The sequence below is a fragment of the Micromonospora vulcania genome, from assembly GCF_042658605.1.
Classification (GTDB): Bacteria; Actinomycetota; Actinomycetes; order Mycobacteriales; family Micromonosporaceae; genus Micromonospora; species Micromonospora vulcania.
The window spans coordinates 14,140-29,601 of record NZ_JBHSQS010000035.1 but is presented as its reverse complement, the minus strand read 5'-3'; the positions used below and the strand labels follow the sequence as shown (position 1 = coordinate 29,601).

17 protein-coding genes and 1 pseudogene are annotated in these 15,462 nt (G+C 68.9%); 13 read left to right on the top strand and 5 right to left on the bottom strand.

Annotated elements, in window-relative coordinates:
* Positions 1 to 14 precede the first annotated feature (14 nt).
* From ACFQGL_RS30180 to ACFQGL_RS30170, 3 genes are all read left to right on the top strand, one after another.
* Positions 15 to 1,409, top strand: coding sequence for a DUF4331 domain-containing protein (locus tag ACFQGL_RS30180; RefSeq protein ID WP_377516032.1), 1,395 nt, complete (start codon positions 15 to 17; stop codon positions 1,407 to 1,409).
* Positions 1,410 to 1,428: 19 nt separating this feature from the next.
* Positions 1,429 to 1,758: a phospholipase gene (locus tag ACFQGL_RS30175; protein ID WP_377516031.1), complete on the top strand. Its 330-nt coding sequence runs from the start codon at positions 1,429 to 1,431 to the stop codon at positions 1,756 to 1,758.
* A gap of 468 nt (positions 1,759 to 2,226) precedes the next feature.
* Positions 2,227 to 2,484 (top strand): WhiB family transcriptional regulator, encoded by a 258-nt coding sequence (locus ACFQGL_RS30170; RefSeq protein WP_007455784.1) that lies wholly within the window; start codon positions 2,227 to 2,229, stop codon positions 2,482 to 2,484.
* A gap of 134 nt (positions 2,485 to 2,618) precedes the next feature.
* On the opposite strand, the gene ACFQGL_RS30165 is transcribed toward ACFQGL_RS30170, so the two are convergent.
* Positions 2,619 to 3,068 carry a metallopeptidase family protein gene (locus ACFQGL_RS30165; protein ID WP_074316962.1) on the bottom strand — a complete coding sequence of 150 codons (450 nt, stop codon included), beginning with the start codon at positions 3,066 to 3,068 and terminating at the stop codon, positions 2,619 to 2,621.
* Positions 3,069 to 3,220: 152 nt separating this feature from the next.
* Here ACFQGL_RS30165 and ACFQGL_RS30160 point away from each other — a divergent pair, with 152 nt between their 5' ends.
* Positions 3,221 to 3,586 carry a DUF3499 domain-containing protein gene (locus ACFQGL_RS30160; RefSeq protein WP_377516029.1) on the top strand — a complete coding sequence of 122 codons (366 nt, stop codon included), beginning with the start codon at positions 3,221 to 3,223 and terminating at the stop codon, positions 3,584 to 3,586.
* A gap of 92 nt (positions 3,587 to 3,678) precedes the next feature.
* Here ACFQGL_RS30160 and ACFQGL_RS30155 read toward each other — a convergent pair whose 3' ends face one another.
* Positions 3,679 to 5,025 (bottom strand): aspartate aminotransferase family protein, encoded by a 1,347-nt coding sequence (locus tag ACFQGL_RS30155; RefSeq protein WP_377516028.1) that lies wholly within the window; start codon positions 5,023 to 5,025, stop codon positions 3,679 to 3,681.
* Between the two features lie 507 nt (positions 5,026 to 5,532).
* On the opposite strand from ACFQGL_RS30155, the gene ACFQGL_RS30150 reads away from it, so the two are divergent.
* Both ACFQGL_RS30150 and ACFQGL_RS30145 read left to right on the top strand, forming a co-directional pair.
* Positions 5,533 to 6,276, top strand: a complete 744-nt coding sequence (locus tag ACFQGL_RS30150; RefSeq protein ID WP_377516045.1) for a helix-turn-helix domain-containing protein — start codon at positions 5,533 to 5,535, stop codon at positions 6,274 to 6,276.
* On the top strand, positions 6,267 to 6,467 hold the full coding sequence (locus tag ACFQGL_RS30145) for a DUF397 domain-containing protein (RefSeq protein WP_377516027.1): 201 nt from the start codon (positions 6,267 to 6,269) through the stop codon (positions 6,465 to 6,467). Before ACFQGL_RS30150 ends, ACFQGL_RS30145 begins: the two co-directional genes overlap by 10 nt.
* On the opposite strand, the gene ACFQGL_RS30140 is transcribed toward ACFQGL_RS30145, so the two are convergent.
* Positions 6,446 to 6,958, bottom strand: a complete 513-nt coding sequence (locus ACFQGL_RS30140) for an Lrp/AsnC family transcriptional regulator (RefSeq protein ID WP_377516026.1) — start codon at positions 6,956 to 6,958, stop codon at positions 6,446 to 6,448. The two genes, ACFQGL_RS30145 and ACFQGL_RS30140, sit on opposite strands and share 22 nt — an antisense overlap.
* 161 nt (positions 6,959 to 7,119) lie before the next feature.
* On the opposite strand from ACFQGL_RS30140, the gene ACFQGL_RS30135 reads away from it, so the two are divergent.
* The 7 genes and pseudogenes from ACFQGL_RS30135 to ACFQGL_RS30105 all read left to right on the top strand — a co-directional run bounded on the left by ACFQGL_RS30135 (position 7,120) and on the right by ACFQGL_RS30105 (position 13,449).
* Positions 7,120 to 8,304 (top strand): polyamine ABC transporter substrate-binding protein, encoded by a 1,185-nt coding sequence (locus tag ACFQGL_RS30135; RefSeq protein WP_377516025.1) that lies wholly within the window; start codon positions 7,120 to 7,122, stop codon positions 8,302 to 8,304.
* 5 nt (positions 8,305 to 8,309) lie between these two features.
* Positions 8,310 to 9,461: an ABC transporter ATP-binding protein gene (locus tag ACFQGL_RS30130; protein WP_377516024.1), complete on the top strand. Its 1,152-nt coding sequence runs from the start codon at positions 8,310 to 8,312 to the stop codon at positions 9,459 to 9,461.
* Entirely contained in the window at positions 9,458 to 10,372 is a 915-nt protein-coding gene (locus tag ACFQGL_RS30125; protein WP_377516023.1) for an ABC transporter permease, read from the top strand. The genes ACFQGL_RS30130 and ACFQGL_RS30125 overlap by 4 nt, the downstream gene beginning before the upstream one ends.
* On the top strand, positions 10,369 to 11,196 hold the full coding sequence (locus tag ACFQGL_RS30120; RefSeq protein ID WP_377516022.1) for an ABC transporter permease: 828 nt from the start codon (positions 10,369 to 10,371) through the stop codon (positions 11,194 to 11,196). The genes ACFQGL_RS30125 and ACFQGL_RS30120 overlap by 4 nt, the downstream gene beginning before the upstream one ends.
* A 48-nt stretch (positions 11,197 to 11,244) precedes the next feature.
* Positions 11,245 to 11,436: pseudogene (locus ACFQGL_RS30115) on the top strand (FAD-dependent oxidoreductase); the annotation flags it as partial.
* Positions 11,436 to 12,638: a saccharopine dehydrogenase family protein gene (locus ACFQGL_RS30110; RefSeq protein WP_377516021.1), complete on the top strand. Its 1,203-nt coding sequence runs from the start codon at positions 11,436 to 11,438 to the stop codon at positions 12,636 to 12,638. The pseudogene ACFQGL_RS30115 and the gene ACFQGL_RS30110, both read left to right, overlap by 1 nt.
* Before the next feature lie 160 nt (positions 12,639 to 12,798).
* A complete protein-coding gene (locus tag ACFQGL_RS30105; protein WP_377516020.1) occupies positions 12,799 to 13,449 on the top strand; it encodes a G5 domain-containing protein in 651 nt (216 codons plus the stop codon).
* 131 nt (positions 13,450 to 13,580) lie between these two features.
* Here the strand turns inward: ACFQGL_RS30105 and ACFQGL_RS30100 are convergent, their stop codons facing one another.
* Positions 13,581 to 13,943, bottom strand: a complete 363-nt coding sequence (locus ACFQGL_RS30100) for a DUF779 domain-containing protein (RefSeq protein WP_377516044.1) — start codon at positions 13,941 to 13,943, stop codon at positions 13,581 to 13,583.
* On the bottom strand, positions 13,940 to 15,445 hold the full coding sequence (adh, locus tag ACFQGL_RS30095) for an aldehyde dehydrogenase (protein ID WP_377516018.1): 1,506 nt from the start codon (positions 15,443 to 15,445) through the stop codon (positions 13,940 to 13,942). The genes ACFQGL_RS30100 and adh overlap by 4 nt, the downstream gene beginning before the upstream one ends.
* Positions 15,446 to 15,462: the final 17 nt, after the last annotated feature.

The window sequence follows — 15,462 nt, the reverse complement described above, 5'->3', positions numbered from 1 at the left end:
GAGGTTGGTCCGCCATGTCTTCACACCGCGAGGCCCCGGAGATAGCCAAGGATCCGGTCGCCGACAGCTCCGATCTGTACGCGTTCGTCAGCCCCGACCGCCCCGACTCGGTCACGCTGATCGCCAACTACGTGCCGTTGCAACTCCCGTCCGGGGGCCCGAATTTCTTCGAGTTCGGCGACGACGTGCGCTACGAGATCCACATCGATAACGACGGTGACGGTCGGCCGGATGTCACCTACCGGTTCGAATTCCACACCGAGATCACCAATCCGAACAGTTTTCTCTACAACACCGGTCCGATCGATTCGCTGGACAGCAAGAACTGGAACCGGCGTCAGTTCTACAGCCTGACCCGGGTGGCCGACGGTCGGGAGCACCGGCTGGCGCACAAGCTGCCCTGCCCGCCGTGCAACGTCGGCCCGCTGTCCACCCCGAAGTACGCCGACCTCGTCCGCCAGGCCACCTACTCGCTCTCCACGGGGGAACGGGTCTTCGCCGGGCAGCGCGCGGACGGCTTCTTCGTCGACCTGGGGGCGATCTTCGACCTCGGCACGTTGCGGCCGTTCCAGCAGCTGCACGTGGCCGGCAAGAAACTCTTCAAGGCCGAGGGGGAGCCGGTCAACGCCACCGACCGGATGAACGTGCACAGCCTCGCGCTACAGGTGCCGATGGCCAAGGTGCGCCGTCGCGCCAGCCGGTACGGCGCGGCGGACCCGGCGTCGGTCATCGGAGTGTGGACGTCCGCGTCCCGCCGGCAGGTCCGGGTGCTCGGCGACCGCGCGGCGGCGGACACCTCCACCGGCCCGTTCACCCAGGTCTCCCGGCTGGGCAATCCCCTGTTCAACGAGGTCATCGTGCCGATGTCCAAGAAGGACCTGTGGAACTCGCTGCCGCCGTCCGAGGACAAGAGGTTCGCGCAGTACGTCGAGCAGCCCGAGTTGGCGGCGCTGCTGCCGGCGCTCTACCCGGACGTCTTTCCCAACCTGGACAAGCTCACCAAGGCGAAGAAGGCCCGCGCGGACCTGGTCGCGATCCTGCTCACCGGCGTACCGGTCGGGCTGATCGACGGCTTCACCAACGCCACCGGTGACGTGCAGGCCGACATGCTGCGGCTGAACACGGCGATCCCGCCCAGCCGACAACCGGACCGGTTCGGCGTGCTCGGCGGTGACCTGGCCGGCTTCCCGAACGGGCGGCGGGTCGCCGACGACGTGGTCAGCATCGCCCTGCGCGCGATCGCCGGCCTGACCGTCCCGCTGGTGGACAAGACGTTCCGCCCGGACGCGGCGACCGCCGCGGTCACTCCGGGGCTGAGCGCCGCCGACGTGACCGCGCCGTTCCTGGCCAACTTCCCCTACCTGGGTACGCCGTACGACGGGTTCAACAACCCGCCGGCGGCGTCCTGAGCGGCGCGGGGGACGGCGAATGCACGAGCATGCGTACGGACCGTCGGAGACCGGCAGTGTCGTCCTCGATCTGGGCGGCGACACCGGCGCTCTGATCATCCACACCGGTCCGGACCTGCACGGCCGGGAAATCGAGATCAGCCGGGACGATGCGCGCCGGGTCCACTCGGCGGTACGGGAGCGTCGGGTGCGGGACGGATCGCTCCACACCGCGGTCTACCCCGGCCTGCCCGCCGGCTCATATACCGTCTGGTGGGACGACAGCACGCCTGCCGGCAAGGTTTCTGTCCATGGTGGAGCGATAGCCGAGTTCAATTGGCCGAGCAGCGGTTTCCGGGTCGCCGGCTGACCCCACGACACCTCCTTTCGGTCGCGCCCCGTCCACAATGTGGACGGGGCGCGACGGCTGTCCACGACTCGACGGGCGGTCTGGGCCGAGCCGCGTTAACCTGTCCCCCACCAAGATCAGCTTTGTGGGGAGGGGTCGTCGGATGCTCCTGGCGCCGTCGCGCCGGCGGCCTCTCGGGGGAGCGCCACGGCAGAAAAGTCGGGCAACTCGCCGGAGAGGGCGTTACTCGGCCGGGGTCTGAATCGATAGGGCAGGTTGCGAGGCCGGACGGTCCACGTGATCGACCGGGGGTGTCGGGAGGGCGACTCCATTATCAAGTTTGGCTTGACGGCGCACGCATTACACGCGTGTAATTTGAATGGGGTTGTTCGCACGGAACGCAACAAAACGGGACCGGACGGACAAGCACGCCTTTCGCGTGGGGGGTTGCAGCGGCGATGACGCCGGTGCGCGACAAGGAGGCATTTGATGGACGGCCAGCTCGAAGTGGCCGACCTGCTCGGAAACGCGCCGGAGTGGCAGGAGCGGGCGCTGTGCTCGCAGACCGACCCCGAGGCGTTCTTTCCCGAGAAGGGCGGCTCGACCCGCGAGGCGAAGCGAATCTGCTCGCGCTGCGAGGTCAAGACCGAATGCCTCGAATACGCTCTCGGGCACGACGAGCGTTTCGGGATCTGGGGCGGGCTCTCGGAGCGGGAGCGGCGCAAGTTGAAGCGGCGTGCCGCCTGAGCGGTTGACCGTCGAGGCGGCGCAGGTCGCCTGAGCGGTACGGAGTCAAGGCGGCGGGGGCCGCCTGAGTGGTGCGGAGTCGGGGCGGTGGGGGCCGCCCGGCTCGCCCGCACGGGGATGCTCGCGGGGGCGGCTCAGGCCAACTCGTCGGGGTCGACCCCGAGGAGGTTCGCCACCTGTTCGATGATCACGTCATGTACGAGGTCGGCGAGGTCCTCGCGGTCCATCGCCCGGAACTCCAGTGGCCGCCGGTACAGCACGATCCGCGGCGGCACCTCCTGTCGACCCGGACGGCCGGGCAACAGTCGGGCCAGCGGGACCTCACCGTCCTCCAGCACGTCGGAGTCGTAGACGTTCAGGTCCGGCGGAACGTCCTCGACCGCGAACTCGACGCCGGCCAGCTCCTTGGCGAAGCGACGCTCCAGCGTCTCGACGGTGTCCAGGACCAGGTCGTCGAAGACCTCCGCCTTGGTCCGCGCCAGTGGCACGGTGGCCGGCACCAGCCGCCCGCGCAGGCCGCGTCCGTGCCGGTCGCGGTGAGCGCGCCGGCCGGAGCCGGGGCGGCGGTGTTCCGGGCTCGTCATGAGGCAAAGGGTAGCGCCCGCGCCGGGCTGGCCAGCGGCAGCGCCGCTCCCGTGGCGCGGCGCGGACCGGCCGGCGAATTGTGATCACCACGACGGGCGTGTCGCAACGCGAAGCGATGCGCCGGACCCGGTAATGGAGATACCCTGCGCCCGTGAGGTCACCACGGCGCTGCTCCCGTAACGGCTGCCCCCGGCAAGCGGTCGCCACATTGACCTATGTCTACAACGAGTCGACAGCGGTCGTGGGTCCGTTGGCGGCGTTCGCCGAGCCGCACACGTACGACCTGTGTGAGCCGCACGCCCGCAGCCTGACCGCGCCGCGGGGCTGGGACGTCGTCCGGCACGAGGGCGAGTTCGAGCCCCCGCCGCCCACCACCGACGACCTGGTGGCACTGGCCGAGGCGGTCCGCGAAGCTGCCCGGCCGGCCCCCCGTCCCCCCGCGGACGACCAGCACCACGACAACCCCCACCAGACCGGCCGCAGAGGCCACCTCCGAGTAATCCCCCCGAACCACTAACCCCCGGCCCCCTCCTCGCCCGCCGCGTTGGTCATGAAGTTGCTGCCACGCCACGTCGCTGCGAGTGGCAACAACTTCATGACCAACTGTGGTCAGAGGCGGGCCCAGGCTTCGGTCAGTACGGTGCGGAGGATCTGCTCGATCTCGTCGAACTGCTGCTGCTCGGCGATCAGCGGCGGGGCGAGCTGCACGACGGGGTCACCCCGGTCGTCGGCCCGGCAGTAAAGGCCGGCCTGGAAGAGCGCCGTCGACAGGAAGCCGCGCAGCAGCCGCTCCGACTCGGCCTCGTTGAAGGTCTCCCGGGTCGTCTTGTCCTTGACCAGCTCGATCCCGTAGAAGTAGCCGTCGCCCCGGACGTCGCCAACGATCGGCAGGTCGTGCAGCTTCTCCAGAGTGGAGCGGAAGGCATCCTCGTTGGCCCGTACGTGCCCGATCAGGTCCTCGCGGGCGAAGACCTCCAGGTTGGCCAGGGCCACCGCGCAGGAGACCGGGTGGCCGCCGAAGGTCACCCCGTGGGCGAACATGCCGGTCTCGGTGAGGAACGGCTCCATCAGCCGGTCGCTGGCGATCATCGCGCCGAGCGGGGCGTACCCGGAGGTGATGCCCTTGGCGGTGGTGATGATGTCGGGTTGGTAGCCGTAGCGCACCGCGCCGAAGTATTCGCCGAGCCGCCCCCAGGAGCAGATCACCTCGTCCGAGACGAGCAGCACGTCGTACGCGTCGCAGATCTCCCGGACCCGCTCGAAGTAGCCGGGAGGGGGCGGGAAGCACCCGCCGGAGTTCTGCACCGGCTCCAGGAAGACAGCCGCGACGGTGTCCGGCCCCTCCCGCTCGATGGCCCGGCCGATCTCGTCGGCGGCCCAGCGGCCGAACGCCTCGGGCGAGTCGCCGTGCTCCGGCGCCCGGTAGAAGTTGGTGTTCGGCACCTTGATCCCGCCGGGCACCAGCGGCTCGAAGTCACTCTTGATGCCGGGTAGGCCGGTGATCGACAGGGCGCCCATCGAGGTGCCGTGGTAGGCGATGTACCGGCTGACCACCTTGTGCTTGTTGGGCTTGCCGGTGCGCTTGAAGTAGGCCCGGGCCAGCTTCCAGGCCGCCTCGACGGCCTCGGAGCCGCCGGTGGTGAAGAAGATCCGGTTGAGATCGCCGGGCGTGAGCGAGGCGACCTTCTCGGCCAGCTCGACGGCCTTCGGGTGGGCGTACGACCAGAGGGGGAAGTAGGCCAGCTCCCCGGCCTGCTTGGCGGCGGCCTCGGCCAGCTCGGTACGGCCGTGACCGGCGTTGACGACGAAGAGCCCGGCGAGCCCGTCCAGGTAGCGGCGGCCCTGCGCATCCCAGACGTACGCGCCCTCGCCGCGCACGATGGTCGGCACCTCTCCTGCGGAGTAGCTCGCCATCCGGGTGAAGTGCATCCAGAGGTGGTCGGTGGCGTTGGCCATGTCAGCCCCATCGGTCGTCGGGCCGGTCCAGGGGTGACGCCGGCCGCTCTGCCCACGGTTATCGCACAGGAAGCGCCCCCGAGGCAAGTGGTATCGGTGGTCCAAGGGCGCACTGGCGACGGATTTAGCGAACGGGTATCGAACTTGCAACGGAATCCGCATCGACCGATTCCGCGACTCGTCGCACTGGCCCCCTTGATCACTTTGTCGTGAGTAGTTGAAACGGGCTCTCGACAACTACTCACGACAAAGTGATCAAGGGGCTGGCCGGGACGGGCTGGGACACCTTCGGGGCCGTTGCGGGGCACCCGAGATGGTGCCAACACATCCCACCGCAACACGCCGGTAGACGGCGGACACGGACACGCAGCGTGGCTATCGTGCGCCGCAGTGCGGCATCGAGGAGTCGCATGCGCATCGAGCGGAGCCGCACTGTCACGAGCGGAGCCGCATTGTGGGCGCGGCGGAGGGGAGGACCCGGTGGCGAACGAGGCGTTGCGGGTGGCGATGGCCGAGGCGGGCGAGACGGTCGAGTCGCTGGCCGAGAAGGTGTGCGTCGACCCCAAGACGGCGGCACGGTGGCTCGCCGCGGGGCGCATCCCACATCCGCGTACCCGGATCGCGGTGGCCGACATCCTCGGCCGGGACGCGGCCGACCTCTGGCCCGAGCCGTTCCGCCGCCGCGACCTGCCGTGGTTCCGCCCCTGGGCCGAACTCGAACAGGACGCCACCTCGCTCCGCTATTACCAGCCGCTCGCGGTGCCCGGCCTGTTGCAAATCGAGGGTTACGCCCACGCGATGCTCCGGGTAGGCGGCGTGCTCGCCCCCGCGGACGTGGAGCAGGTCGTTGCCAGTCGGCTCAGTCGACAAGCGGTCCTGGTTCGGGACGACCCGCCGCAGGTCGTTGTCGTCATCGACGAGGTGGTGCTGCGCCGTCTCGTCGGGGGCCGGGCGATCATGTGCGAGCAACTGCGTCACCTCGGCGAGCTCGCGACGTGGCCGCATATCCAGATTCGGGTGATTCCCGCTGCCGGTCCCTGGCACACCGGACTGTCCGGCTCGTTCGTCCTTGCTCGCCTTCCGGACGCTGGCGAGGTTGCCTATCTGGACAATCAACTCCGTGGTCAGATCGTGACCGATCAGGCTGACGTTGCTAGCCTGGGCAGGAGGTGGGAGAGCGTTGCAGGTGAAGCGCTTCCCTGCCGCCGGTCGGTCGAGTTGATCCAGGAGGCGGCCGAGACATGGAGATAAGAGACGTTCGCTGGCGCACCGCGACCCGCAGCACAAACAACGGCGGGGACTGTGTCGAGGTGGCCGACAATCTGCCGGGCCGGGTGCTGGTGCGGGACAGCAAGGACCGCGACGGCGGCACGCTGACCTTCGATCCGACCGCCTGGACGTCGTTCGTGGACGCGCTGCGTCAGGCCGTACCCCAGGTGTAGGTCTGCTTGCGCAGCTTGAGATAGACGAACGCCTCGGTGGAGAGCACGCCGGGCACCGCGCGCAGCCGTTGCAGGATCTCCAGCAGGTGGTCGTCGTTGCGGCAGACCACCTCGGTGAGCAGGTCGAACGACCCGGCGGTGATGACCACGTAGTCGACCTCCTCCAGCTCGGCCAGCCGGTCGGCCACCGCTTCGAGGTCGCCGTCGGTACGCAGGCCGATCATCGCCTGTCGGGGAAAGCCGAGTTGGAGTGGATCGGTCACCGCGACGATCTGCATCACGCCGGCGTCGAGTAGCCGCTGCACCCGCTGGCGGACCGCCGCCTCGGAGAGCCCGACCGCTTTGCCGATGGTGGCGTATGGACGGCGGCCGTCCTCCTGAAGTTGTTCGATGATCCGCTTGGCGACGTCGTCCAGCAGAGCGTGATTGGCACCTTCACGGACAGCGACGCGTCGTCCGCCGTTGCCGCTCTCGTGCTGCCGGTTCGTCATCGTCCGCTCCCCATGTCCCGAATCGTGATGTCGTACGTGTGTCCCCGCGCAGTCTGGCGTATTTCGTCGTGCATTGCTATTCCCGCAACGGAATCCCTTGTAAGCGAGGTCGCCTCATGTCAGGATCAGTCGTCCTTGGCACCTGACCCCTAGGAGTCGTCATGCGTACTCCCCTCAGGCCCCTCTCTCGACGTGGACTACTCACCGGCACTCTCGGGTCGGCCGCGTTGCTCGCCGCGGGCGGCAGCCTCGCCGGCTGCGGCACCAAGGGCGCGCAGCAGACCGAGGCCGGTTGTGTCAGTGAGGACCTCTCCGGCACGGAGAAGAAGCTTGCCTTCTCCAACTGGCCGCAGTACATGGACGTCGACGAGAAGGACGAATCCAAGCGGCCCAGCCTGGACGAGTTCAGCACGAAGACCGGCATCCAGGTCACGTACGCCGAGGACATCAACGACAACAACGAGTTCTTCGGCAAGGTGCAGAACCAGCTCGCCGCGTGCCAGAGCACCGAGCGGGACATCATCGTGCTGACCGACTGGATGGCGGCCCGGATGATCCGGCTCGGCTGGATCCAGAAGCTCGACCCGGCGAAGATCCCGAACGTCCAGGCCAACCTGTTGCCGTCGCTGCTCAAGAGGTCCTTCGACGCCGAGAATCGGATCTCCATCCCGTGGCAGTCCGGGCTGGCCGGGTTGGCCTACAACGGCAGTGTCACCAAGGAGGTGCGCACCGTCGACGAGCTGCTCACCCGCCCCGATCTCAAGGGCAAGGTGACCGCGCTCAGCGAGATGCGCGACACGATGGGGCTGCTGCTCGGATCCAACGGGCACGACCCGTCCAACTTCACCGCCGCCCAGTTCGACGATGCGCTCAACAAGCTCAAGAAGGCCGTGGATTCGGGCCAGATCCGCAAGTTCACCGGCAACGACTACGCACCCGACCTGGCCAAGGGCGACATCGCCGCGTGCGTCGGCTGGTCCGGGGACGTCATCCAGCTCGCCAGTGAGAACGAGAAGGTCCAGTTCGTCGCGCCGGACTCCGGCGTGATGCTCTACAGCGACAACATGATGGTCCCGAACAAGTCCACCCACAGGGGCAACGCGGAAGCGTTGATCAACTATTACTACGAGCCGGCGGTCGCCGCGAAGCTCGCCGCGTACGTCAACTACATCTGCCCGGTCAAGGGTGCGCAGGCCGAGATGGAGAAGATCGATCCGGAGTTGGCCGCCAACCCGCTGATCTTCCCGAACGACGCACTGCTGGCGAAGTCCAAGGTGTTCATGGCCCTGGACGAGAAGCAGGAGCGGGAGTACGAGGGCAAGTTCCAGCAGGTCATCGGGGCGTGACGAGAATGGCACGCGAGACCCCGGCCGGTGACCTGCGCCTGGCCAACCTCACCAAGCGGTTCGGCATCTTCACCGCCGTCGACGATCTCAGCCTGACCATCGCCCAGGGCTCGTTCTTCGCCCTGCTCGGCGCGTCCGGCTGCGGCAAGACCACCACGTTGCGGATGATCGCCGGCCTGGAGGAGCCGACCAGCGGGCAGGTGCTGCTCGGCGACCGGGACATCGCCCGGCTGCGGCCGTACAAGCGGCCGGTGAACACGGTCTTCCAGAGCTACGCGCTCTTTCCGCACCTGAACATCTTCGAGAACGTGGCTTTCGGGCTGCGCCGTCGCGGCATCCGCTCGGTCGACGACGAGGTGCGGCGGATGCTGTCGCTGGTGCAGCTCGACGGCTTCGGCAACCGCCGCCCCGCCCAGCTCTCCGGCGGCCAGCAGCAGCGGGTCGCGTTGGCCCGCGCGCTGATCAACCGGCCGCAGGTGCTGCTGCTCGACGAGCCGCTGGGCGCGCTCGATCTGAAGCTGCGCCGCCAGATGCAGATCGAGCTGAAGCGGATCCAGACCGAGGTGGGTATCACCTTCGTGCACGTCACGCACGACCAGGAGGAGGCCATGACGATGGCCGACACCGTCGCGGTGATGAACGCCGGCCGGATCGAGCAGCTCGGCGCACCGGCCGACATCTACGAGTTCCCGGCCACCGCGTTCGTGGCGAACTTCCTCGGCCAGTCCAACCTGCTCGCCGGCGAAGCCGCCGGCACCGCCGGCGACGAGGTGGCGGTGACGGCGCACGGCGCGCGCTTCTCGGTGCCCGCCGGCCGCGCCCGGGCCGAGCATGGCCCGGTCCACCTGGGGGTACGCCCGGAGAAGCTGCATCTGGTCGGCTCCGCCGACCAGGTGCCCGTGGGACATCAACACGTCACCGGGACGGTCACCGACGCCTCCTACGTCGGGGTGAGCACGCAGTACCTGCTGCGTACCGGCTGGGGCACCGAACTGTCGGTCTTCGCGGCCAACAGCGGGACGGCGGCGCAACTGCCGGTCGGCGGCGAGGCGGTGGCGTACTGGGATCCGCGGCACGCGTTCCTGCTGCCCCGGGAAGCCGCCGACACCGACCGGACGGCACGGGTGCTGGACGAGTCGGTGGGTGCGTCGTCGTGACACTCCTGGCCCAGGTGCCCACCGGGTCGGGTCAGCCGACAACCGCGCCACCGGCAGCCCGATCCGGGCGGTACCGCCTGCTGCCGTACCTGCTGCTGCTGCCCGGTGCGGCCTGGCTGCTGCTGTTCTTCGCGGTGCCGCTGGTGCAGCTCGCGGCGGCCAGCCTCTACGACCCCAGCGGCTCGCTCTCCACCGGGTACGCGCTGACCTGGGCGTTCGGCAACTACCCGGACGTGTTGCAGGCGTACTGGCCGCAGTTCGTGCGCTCGTTCGGCTACGCCGGTCTGGCGCTCGTGGTGGCGCTGCTGCTGGGCTACCCACTGGCGTACGGCATCGCGCAGAAGGCCGGTCGGTGGAAGAACCTGCTGCTGGTCTGCGTGGTCGCGCCGATGTTCACCAGCTTCCTGGTCCGCACCCTGGCCTGGAAGACGATCCTGTCGGACAACGGCGCGCTGGTCGGTCTGCTGCGCGACGTGCACCTGCTCGGCCCGGACGGCCGGCTGCTGGCCACGCCGTTCGCGGTGGTGCTCGGCCTGACGTACAACTTCCTGCCGTTCCTGGTGCTGCCGCTGTACGCGAGCCTGGAGCGGCTGGACCACCGGCTGCTGGAGGCGGCCAGCGACCTGTACGCCGGCCCGGCGCAGGCCTTCCGTCGGGTGACCCTGCCGCTGTCCATGCCCGGCCTGGTCGCCGGCACGCTGTTGTTCTTCATCCCGGCCAGTGGTGACTACATCAACGCCGAGCTGTTGGGCACCCCGAACGAGCACATGATCGGCAACGTCATCGACTCGGCGTTCCTGGTCCGGCTGGACTACCCGCAGGGCGCCGCGCTGTCGTTCCTGCTGATGGCGGCGATCCTCGTGGTGGTCTTCGGCTACCTGCGCAGGGCGGGCACGGAGGAGGTGCTGTGAGGCTCTCGCGTTGGCTGGCCGACCGCTGGGTGATGATCGTGGCGCTGCTGGTGCTCGGCTACCTGGCGCTGCCGATCCTGGTGGTGGCCGGCCTGTCGTTCAACCGCCCGTCCAGCCGACTGTCGTACGACTTCAACGAGTTCACCCTGGACAACTGGCGTTCACCGTGCGCCACCTCGGACATGTGCGACGCGGTCCTGCGCAGCGTGCAGATCGGCTTTCTCGCCACCGTGGTCGCCACGGTGCTCGGCACCCTGATGGCGTTCGCGCTGGTCCGGCACCGCTTTCGCGGCCGGTCCGGCATCAACGTGCTGATCTTCCTTCCGATGGCAACCCCCGAACTCGTGATGGGCACCTCGCTGCTCGCGCTCCTCGTCTCCGCCGGGGTGCCGCAGGGCTTCTGGACCATCGTCATCGCGCACGTGATGTTCTGCGTGTCGTTCGTGGTGGTCACCGTCAAGGCGCGGCTGGCCGGGATGGACCGGCGGCTGGAGGAGGCCGCCATGGACCTCTACGCCAACGAGTGGCAGACCTTCCGACGGATCACCCTGCCGCTGGTGCTGCCCGGCATCGTGGCCGCCGCGTTGCTGGCCTTCTCGCTCAGCTTCGACGACTTCATCATCACGAACTTCAACGCCGGCACCACCGTCACGTTTCCGATGTACGTCTGGGGCGCCGCCCAGCGGGGCATCCCGCCGCAGGTCAACGTCATCGGCACCGCGATGTTCGCGATCGCGCTGCTGCTGGTCGGGCTCAGCTCACTGCGCGGTCGGCGGGCCCGCCGCGCCAACCTGCCGGTCGGGCCGATACGCCGGCCGTCATGACCCTCCCGCATACCGGCCGGGCGCTGGCCGGCAATCGGTTCCAGTACTACCGGCGGGAACACCCCGTTGACCGGGCTCGAAATGGTCCGCCGCAAGCCACTGCCGTTCCCGCCGGAACCCGTCCGCGCGGTCGGCATCAATCTCACCCGCTGGTCACTGGCCCGTGCCGACGCGCATGAGGGCCGGCGCGACCTCTGGCTCCGTACTCTCGATCGTCTCGGTTTGGGGTTTGATTCCTGATGCGTGTCCTGCTCGTCGGCGCCGGTGGCGTCGGCTCCGCCGCCGTAGCCATCGCCGCCCGACGTTCCTTCTTCGAGACCATGGTGGTCGCCGACCGTGATCCCGGCCGTGCCGAGCGTGCCGTCGCCGAGTACGACGACCGCTTCGTCGCCGCCCAGGTGGACGCGTCCTCGGCCGAGGCGGTCGCCACGCTCTGCCGGGAGCACCGGATCACCCACGTGCTCAACGCCGTCGACCCGCGCTTCGTCATGCCGATCTTCGACGGCGCGTACGCGGCCGACGCGGACTACCTGGACATGGCGATGTCCCTGTCCAGCCCGCACCCCACCCGCCCGTACGCCCAGACCGGGGTGATGCTCGGCGACGAACAGTTCGCCGCATCGGACGCGTGGAGCGCGGCCGGACGGCTCGCGCTGTGCGGCATCGGGGTCGAACCGGGCCTGTCCGACGTGTTCGCCCGGTACGCCGCCGACGAACTGTTCAGCGAGATCGACGAGATCGGCGTCCGCGACGGGGGCAACCTGACGGTCGACGGCTACGACTTCGCGCCCTCGTTCTCCATCTGGACGACGATCGAGGAGTGCCTCAACCCGCCGGTGATCTGGGAGAAGGACCGCGGCTGGTACACCACCGAGCCGTTCAGCGAACCCGAGGTCTTCGACTTTCCCGAGGGGATCGGGCCGGTCGAGTGCGTCAACGTCGAACACGAGGAGGTGCTGCTCATCCCGCGCTGGGTGCGGGCCCGGCGGGTCACCTTCAAGTACGGCCTCGGCGACGAGTTCATCGAGGTGCTCAAGACCCTGCACAAGGTCGGCCTGGACGCGGTCTCCCCGGTTCGGGTGCGCGGTGTCGAGGTGTCCCCGCGTGACGTGGTGGCCGCCAGCCTGCCCGACCCAGCCACCCTCGGGGAACGGATGCACGGCAAGACCTGCGCCGGCACCTGGGTGCGTGGCCTCGGCCCGGACGGGCGACCCCGTGAGGTCTACCTGTACCACGTGGTCGACAACGAGTGGTCGATGCGGGAGTACGGCCACCAGGCGGTCGTCTGGCAGACCGCGGTCAACCCGGTGGTGGCGCTGGAGTTGCTCGCCACCGGCGCCTGGTCGGGTGTCGGAGTGCTCGGCCCCGAGGCACTGCCCCCGCTGCCCTTCCTCGACCTGCTCACCGCCTACGGGTCGCCCTGGGGGATCCAGGAGCGCTGAGCGCTGACGACAACCCGACAGGACGGGGCCGATCGGCCCCGTCCTGTCGATCCGAGCGGTTGCCCGGCATTCGCCCACACCCGCGCCCCGACCGCCCGCCGCGCCCAACTGGTTCCAGCGGACCAGCCCGGCCGGCCGCCTCGCCGTGGTCCTCGGCTCGGTGACCCTGTCCGTGCTGCTGCTGTGCTGCGTCGGTACCGCCGTCATCAGCGCCGTGGTCGACGACCCGGAGCCGGCCCGGACGGGCACCTCGGCCGACAAGGCTGCGCAGCCCATCGTCGCGGCACCGGCCGAGCCGACCGAGGAAGCCTCGGCACAGGCCGAGTCGCCGGCACCCGAGCCCTCCGTCACCTCCGTACCCTCGACGGCGGCCTCGCCGACCCCGTCCAGTGCGGCGGCCGCGCCGGTGGTCCGGGTGACGACCGTGACGGAGCGGGCCGTGATTCGGCACGGCGAGCGGACCGTGAAGGACTCGTCGCTGGCCGAGGGCAAGCGGGTGGTCCGGACCAAGGGCTCCGACGGCGTACGGACGCTGACCTACGAGGTGACCACCACGGACGGTGTACGGACCGGCAAGAAGCTGGTCAAGAGTGTGGTGACCAAACAGCCGGTGACCCAGGTCGTCGCGGTCGGCACCAAGAAGCAGTCGAAATGCGACCCGAACTACAGCGGCTGCGTCCCGATCGCCAGCGACGTCGACTGCTTGCCCGGCAGTGGGAACGGCCCCGCCTACGTCCGCGGACCCGTGGAGGTCATCGGCGAGGACATCTACGACCTGGACCGCGACAACGACGGCTACGGCTGCGACTGATTCCGCGCAGATCTGCGACGCTCGCGCAGTGTCACCTCGCGCGGAGGTGTCGGGCGTCGAAGCGATATACCTCAGAGTCATACTTATGCCTCTGAGGTATATCGCTTACCGCACCAGGTGCTGCCGGAGCCCTACGGACCGCTGCCCGAGGCGGCCAGGTGGGAGCGGATGAGGAAGCGGACGCCCTCGGGGGCCTCCAGGGAGAAGCCGCTGCCTCGGCCGGGTACCACGTCGACGGTCAGCCGCGTGTGCTTCCACAGCTCCCACTGCGCGGTGGACATCCAGAACTCGACCGGCTCCGGCACCCCGTCGACCGTGAGCGCGGCGAGCAGCACGTCGGACGAGCCGGTGCGGAACTCGCCGGCCGGGTAGCACATCGGGGCGCTGCCGTCGCAGCAGCCGCCGGACTGGTGGAACATCAGCGGCCCGTGCTGCCCCCGCAGCGACCGGATCAGTTCGGCCGCCGCGGGGGTGACGGAGACGGCGTCCATCAGAAGAAGCCGAGCTTCTGGGTGGAGTAGCTGACCAGCAGGTTCTTGGTCTGCTGGTAGTGCTCCAGCATCATCTTGTGGTTCTCCCGGCCGATGCCGGACTGCTTGTACCCGCCGAAGGCGGCGTGCGCCGGGTACGCGTGGTAGCAGTTCGTCCACACCCGTCCGGCCTGGATGGCCCGCCCAGCCCGGTACGCGGTGTTCATGTCCCGGCTCCAGACCCCCGCGCCCAACCCGTACAGGGTGTCGTTGGCGGTCTTGACGGCGTCGTCCAGGTCGGCGAAGGAGGTCACCGAGACCACCGGCCCGAAAATCTCCTCCTGGAAGATCCGCATCGAGTTGTCGCCCTCGAAGATGGTTGGCTCGACGTAGTACCCGCCCGACAGCTCGCCACCCAGGTCGGCGCGGGACCCGCCGGTCAGCACGCGAGCGCCCTCCTGCCTTCCGATGTCCAGATAGGACAGGATCTTTTCGAGCTGGTCGTTGGACGCCTGCGCCCCGATCATCGTGTCGGTGTCCAGGGGATGCCCGGCGACGATCGCCTTCGTGCGCTCGACGGCAGCGGCGAGGAAGTCGCTGTAGTGGCCCTGCTGGATCAGCGCCCGGGACGGGCAGGTGCAGACCTCGCCCTGGTTGAGCGCGAACATGGTGAAGCCTTCGAGCGCCTTGTCGAAGAAGTCGTCGCGGGCCGCGCTGACGTCGTCGAAGAAGATGTTCGGGCTCTTGCCGCCCAGCTCCAGGGTGACCGGCTTGATGTTCTCACTGGCGTACTGCATGATCAGCCGCCCGGTGGTGGTCTCGCCGGTGAACGCCACCTTGGCCACCCGAGCCGAGGATGCCAGCGGCTTGCCGGCCTCCACTCCGAAACCGTTGACGATGTTGAGTACGCCGGGCGGCAGCAGGTCCGCCACAAGCGACAACCAGTAGTGGATGGACGCCGGGGTCTGCTCGGCGGGCTTGAGCACCACGGCGTTGCCGGCGGCCAGCGCCGGCGCCAGCTTCCAGGTGGCCATCAGGATCGGGAAGTTCCACGGGATGATCTGCCCGACCACGCCGAGTGGTTCGTGGAAGTGGTACGCCACGGTGTCGTCGTCGATCTCGCCGAGCGAGCCCTCCTGGGCCCGGATCGCCCCCGCGAAGTAGCGGAAGTGGTCGATGGCGAGCGGGATGTCGGCGGCCAGCGTCTCCCGGATCGGTTTGCCGTTCTCCCAGCTCTCGGCGATGGCCAGCGACTCCAGGTTGTCCTGCATCCGGTCGGCGATCCGGTTGAGGATCAGCGCCCGTTCGGCCACCGAGGTGCGTCCCCAGGCGTCGGCCGCGCCGTGCGCGGCGTCCAGGGCCTTCTCCACGTCCGGCGCGGTGCCCCGGGCGACCTCGGTGAAGGTCTGCCCGGTGACCGGGGTGGGGTTCTCGAAGTAGCCGCCACCGTGCGGCTTGACGTACTCGCCGCCGATGAAGTGGTCGTAACGGGACTGCCAGTGGGTGGGCGCGTCGTAGCGCGTCATGGTTACCTCCGCCGTCG

What these genes read in the sequence shown, in the direction of transcription:
- ACFQGL_RS30155 (WP_377516028.1), bottom strand. Translation starts at nt 5,025, where the DNA reads ATGGCCAACGCCACCGACCACCTCTGGATGCACTTCACCCGGATGGCG.
- ACFQGL_RS30165 (WP_074316962.1), bottom strand. Translation starts at nt 3,068, where the DNA reads ATGACGAGCCCGGAACACCGCCGCCCCGGCTCCGGCCGGCGCGCTCAC.
- ACFQGL_RS30170 (WP_007455784.1), top strand. Translation starts at nt 2,227, where the DNA reads ATGGACGGCCAGCTCGAAGTGGCCGACCTGCTCGGAAACGCGCCGGAG.
- ACFQGL_RS30135 (WP_377516025.1), top strand. Translation starts at nt 7,120, where the DNA reads ATGCGTACTCCCCTCAGGCCCCTCTCTCGACGTGGACTACTCACCGGC.
- ACFQGL_RS30180 (WP_377516032.1), top strand. Translation starts at nt 15, where the DNA reads ATGTCTTCACACCGCGAGGCCCCGGAGATAGCCAAGGATCCGGTCGCC.
- ACFQGL_RS30130 (WP_377516024.1), top strand. Translation starts at nt 8,310, where the DNA reads ATGGCACGCGAGACCCCGGCCGGTGACCTGCGCCTGGCCAACCTCACC.
- ACFQGL_RS30145 (WP_377516027.1), top strand. Translation starts at nt 6,267, where the DNA reads ATGGAGATAAGAGACGTTCGCTGGCGCACCGCGACCCGCAGCACAAAC.
- adh (WP_377516018.1), bottom strand. Translation starts at nt 15,445, where the DNA reads ATGACGCGCTACGACGCGCCCACCCACTGGCAGTCCCGTTACGACCAC.
- ACFQGL_RS30175 (WP_377516031.1), top strand. Translation starts at nt 1,429, where the DNA reads ATGCACGAGCATGCGTACGGACCGTCGGAGACCGGCAGTGTCGTCCTC.
- ACFQGL_RS30140 (WP_377516026.1), bottom strand. Translation starts at nt 6,958, where the DNA reads ATGACGAACCGGCAGCACGAGAGCGGCAACGGCGGACGACGCGTCGCT.
- ACFQGL_RS30110 (WP_377516021.1), top strand. Translation starts at nt 11,436, where the DNA reads ATGCGTGTCCTGCTCGTCGGCGCCGGTGGCGTCGGCTCCGCCGCCGTA.
- ACFQGL_RS30150 (WP_377516045.1), top strand. Translation starts at nt 5,533, where the DNA reads ATGGCCGAGGCGGGCGAGACGGTCGAGTCGCTGGCCGAGAAGGTGTGC.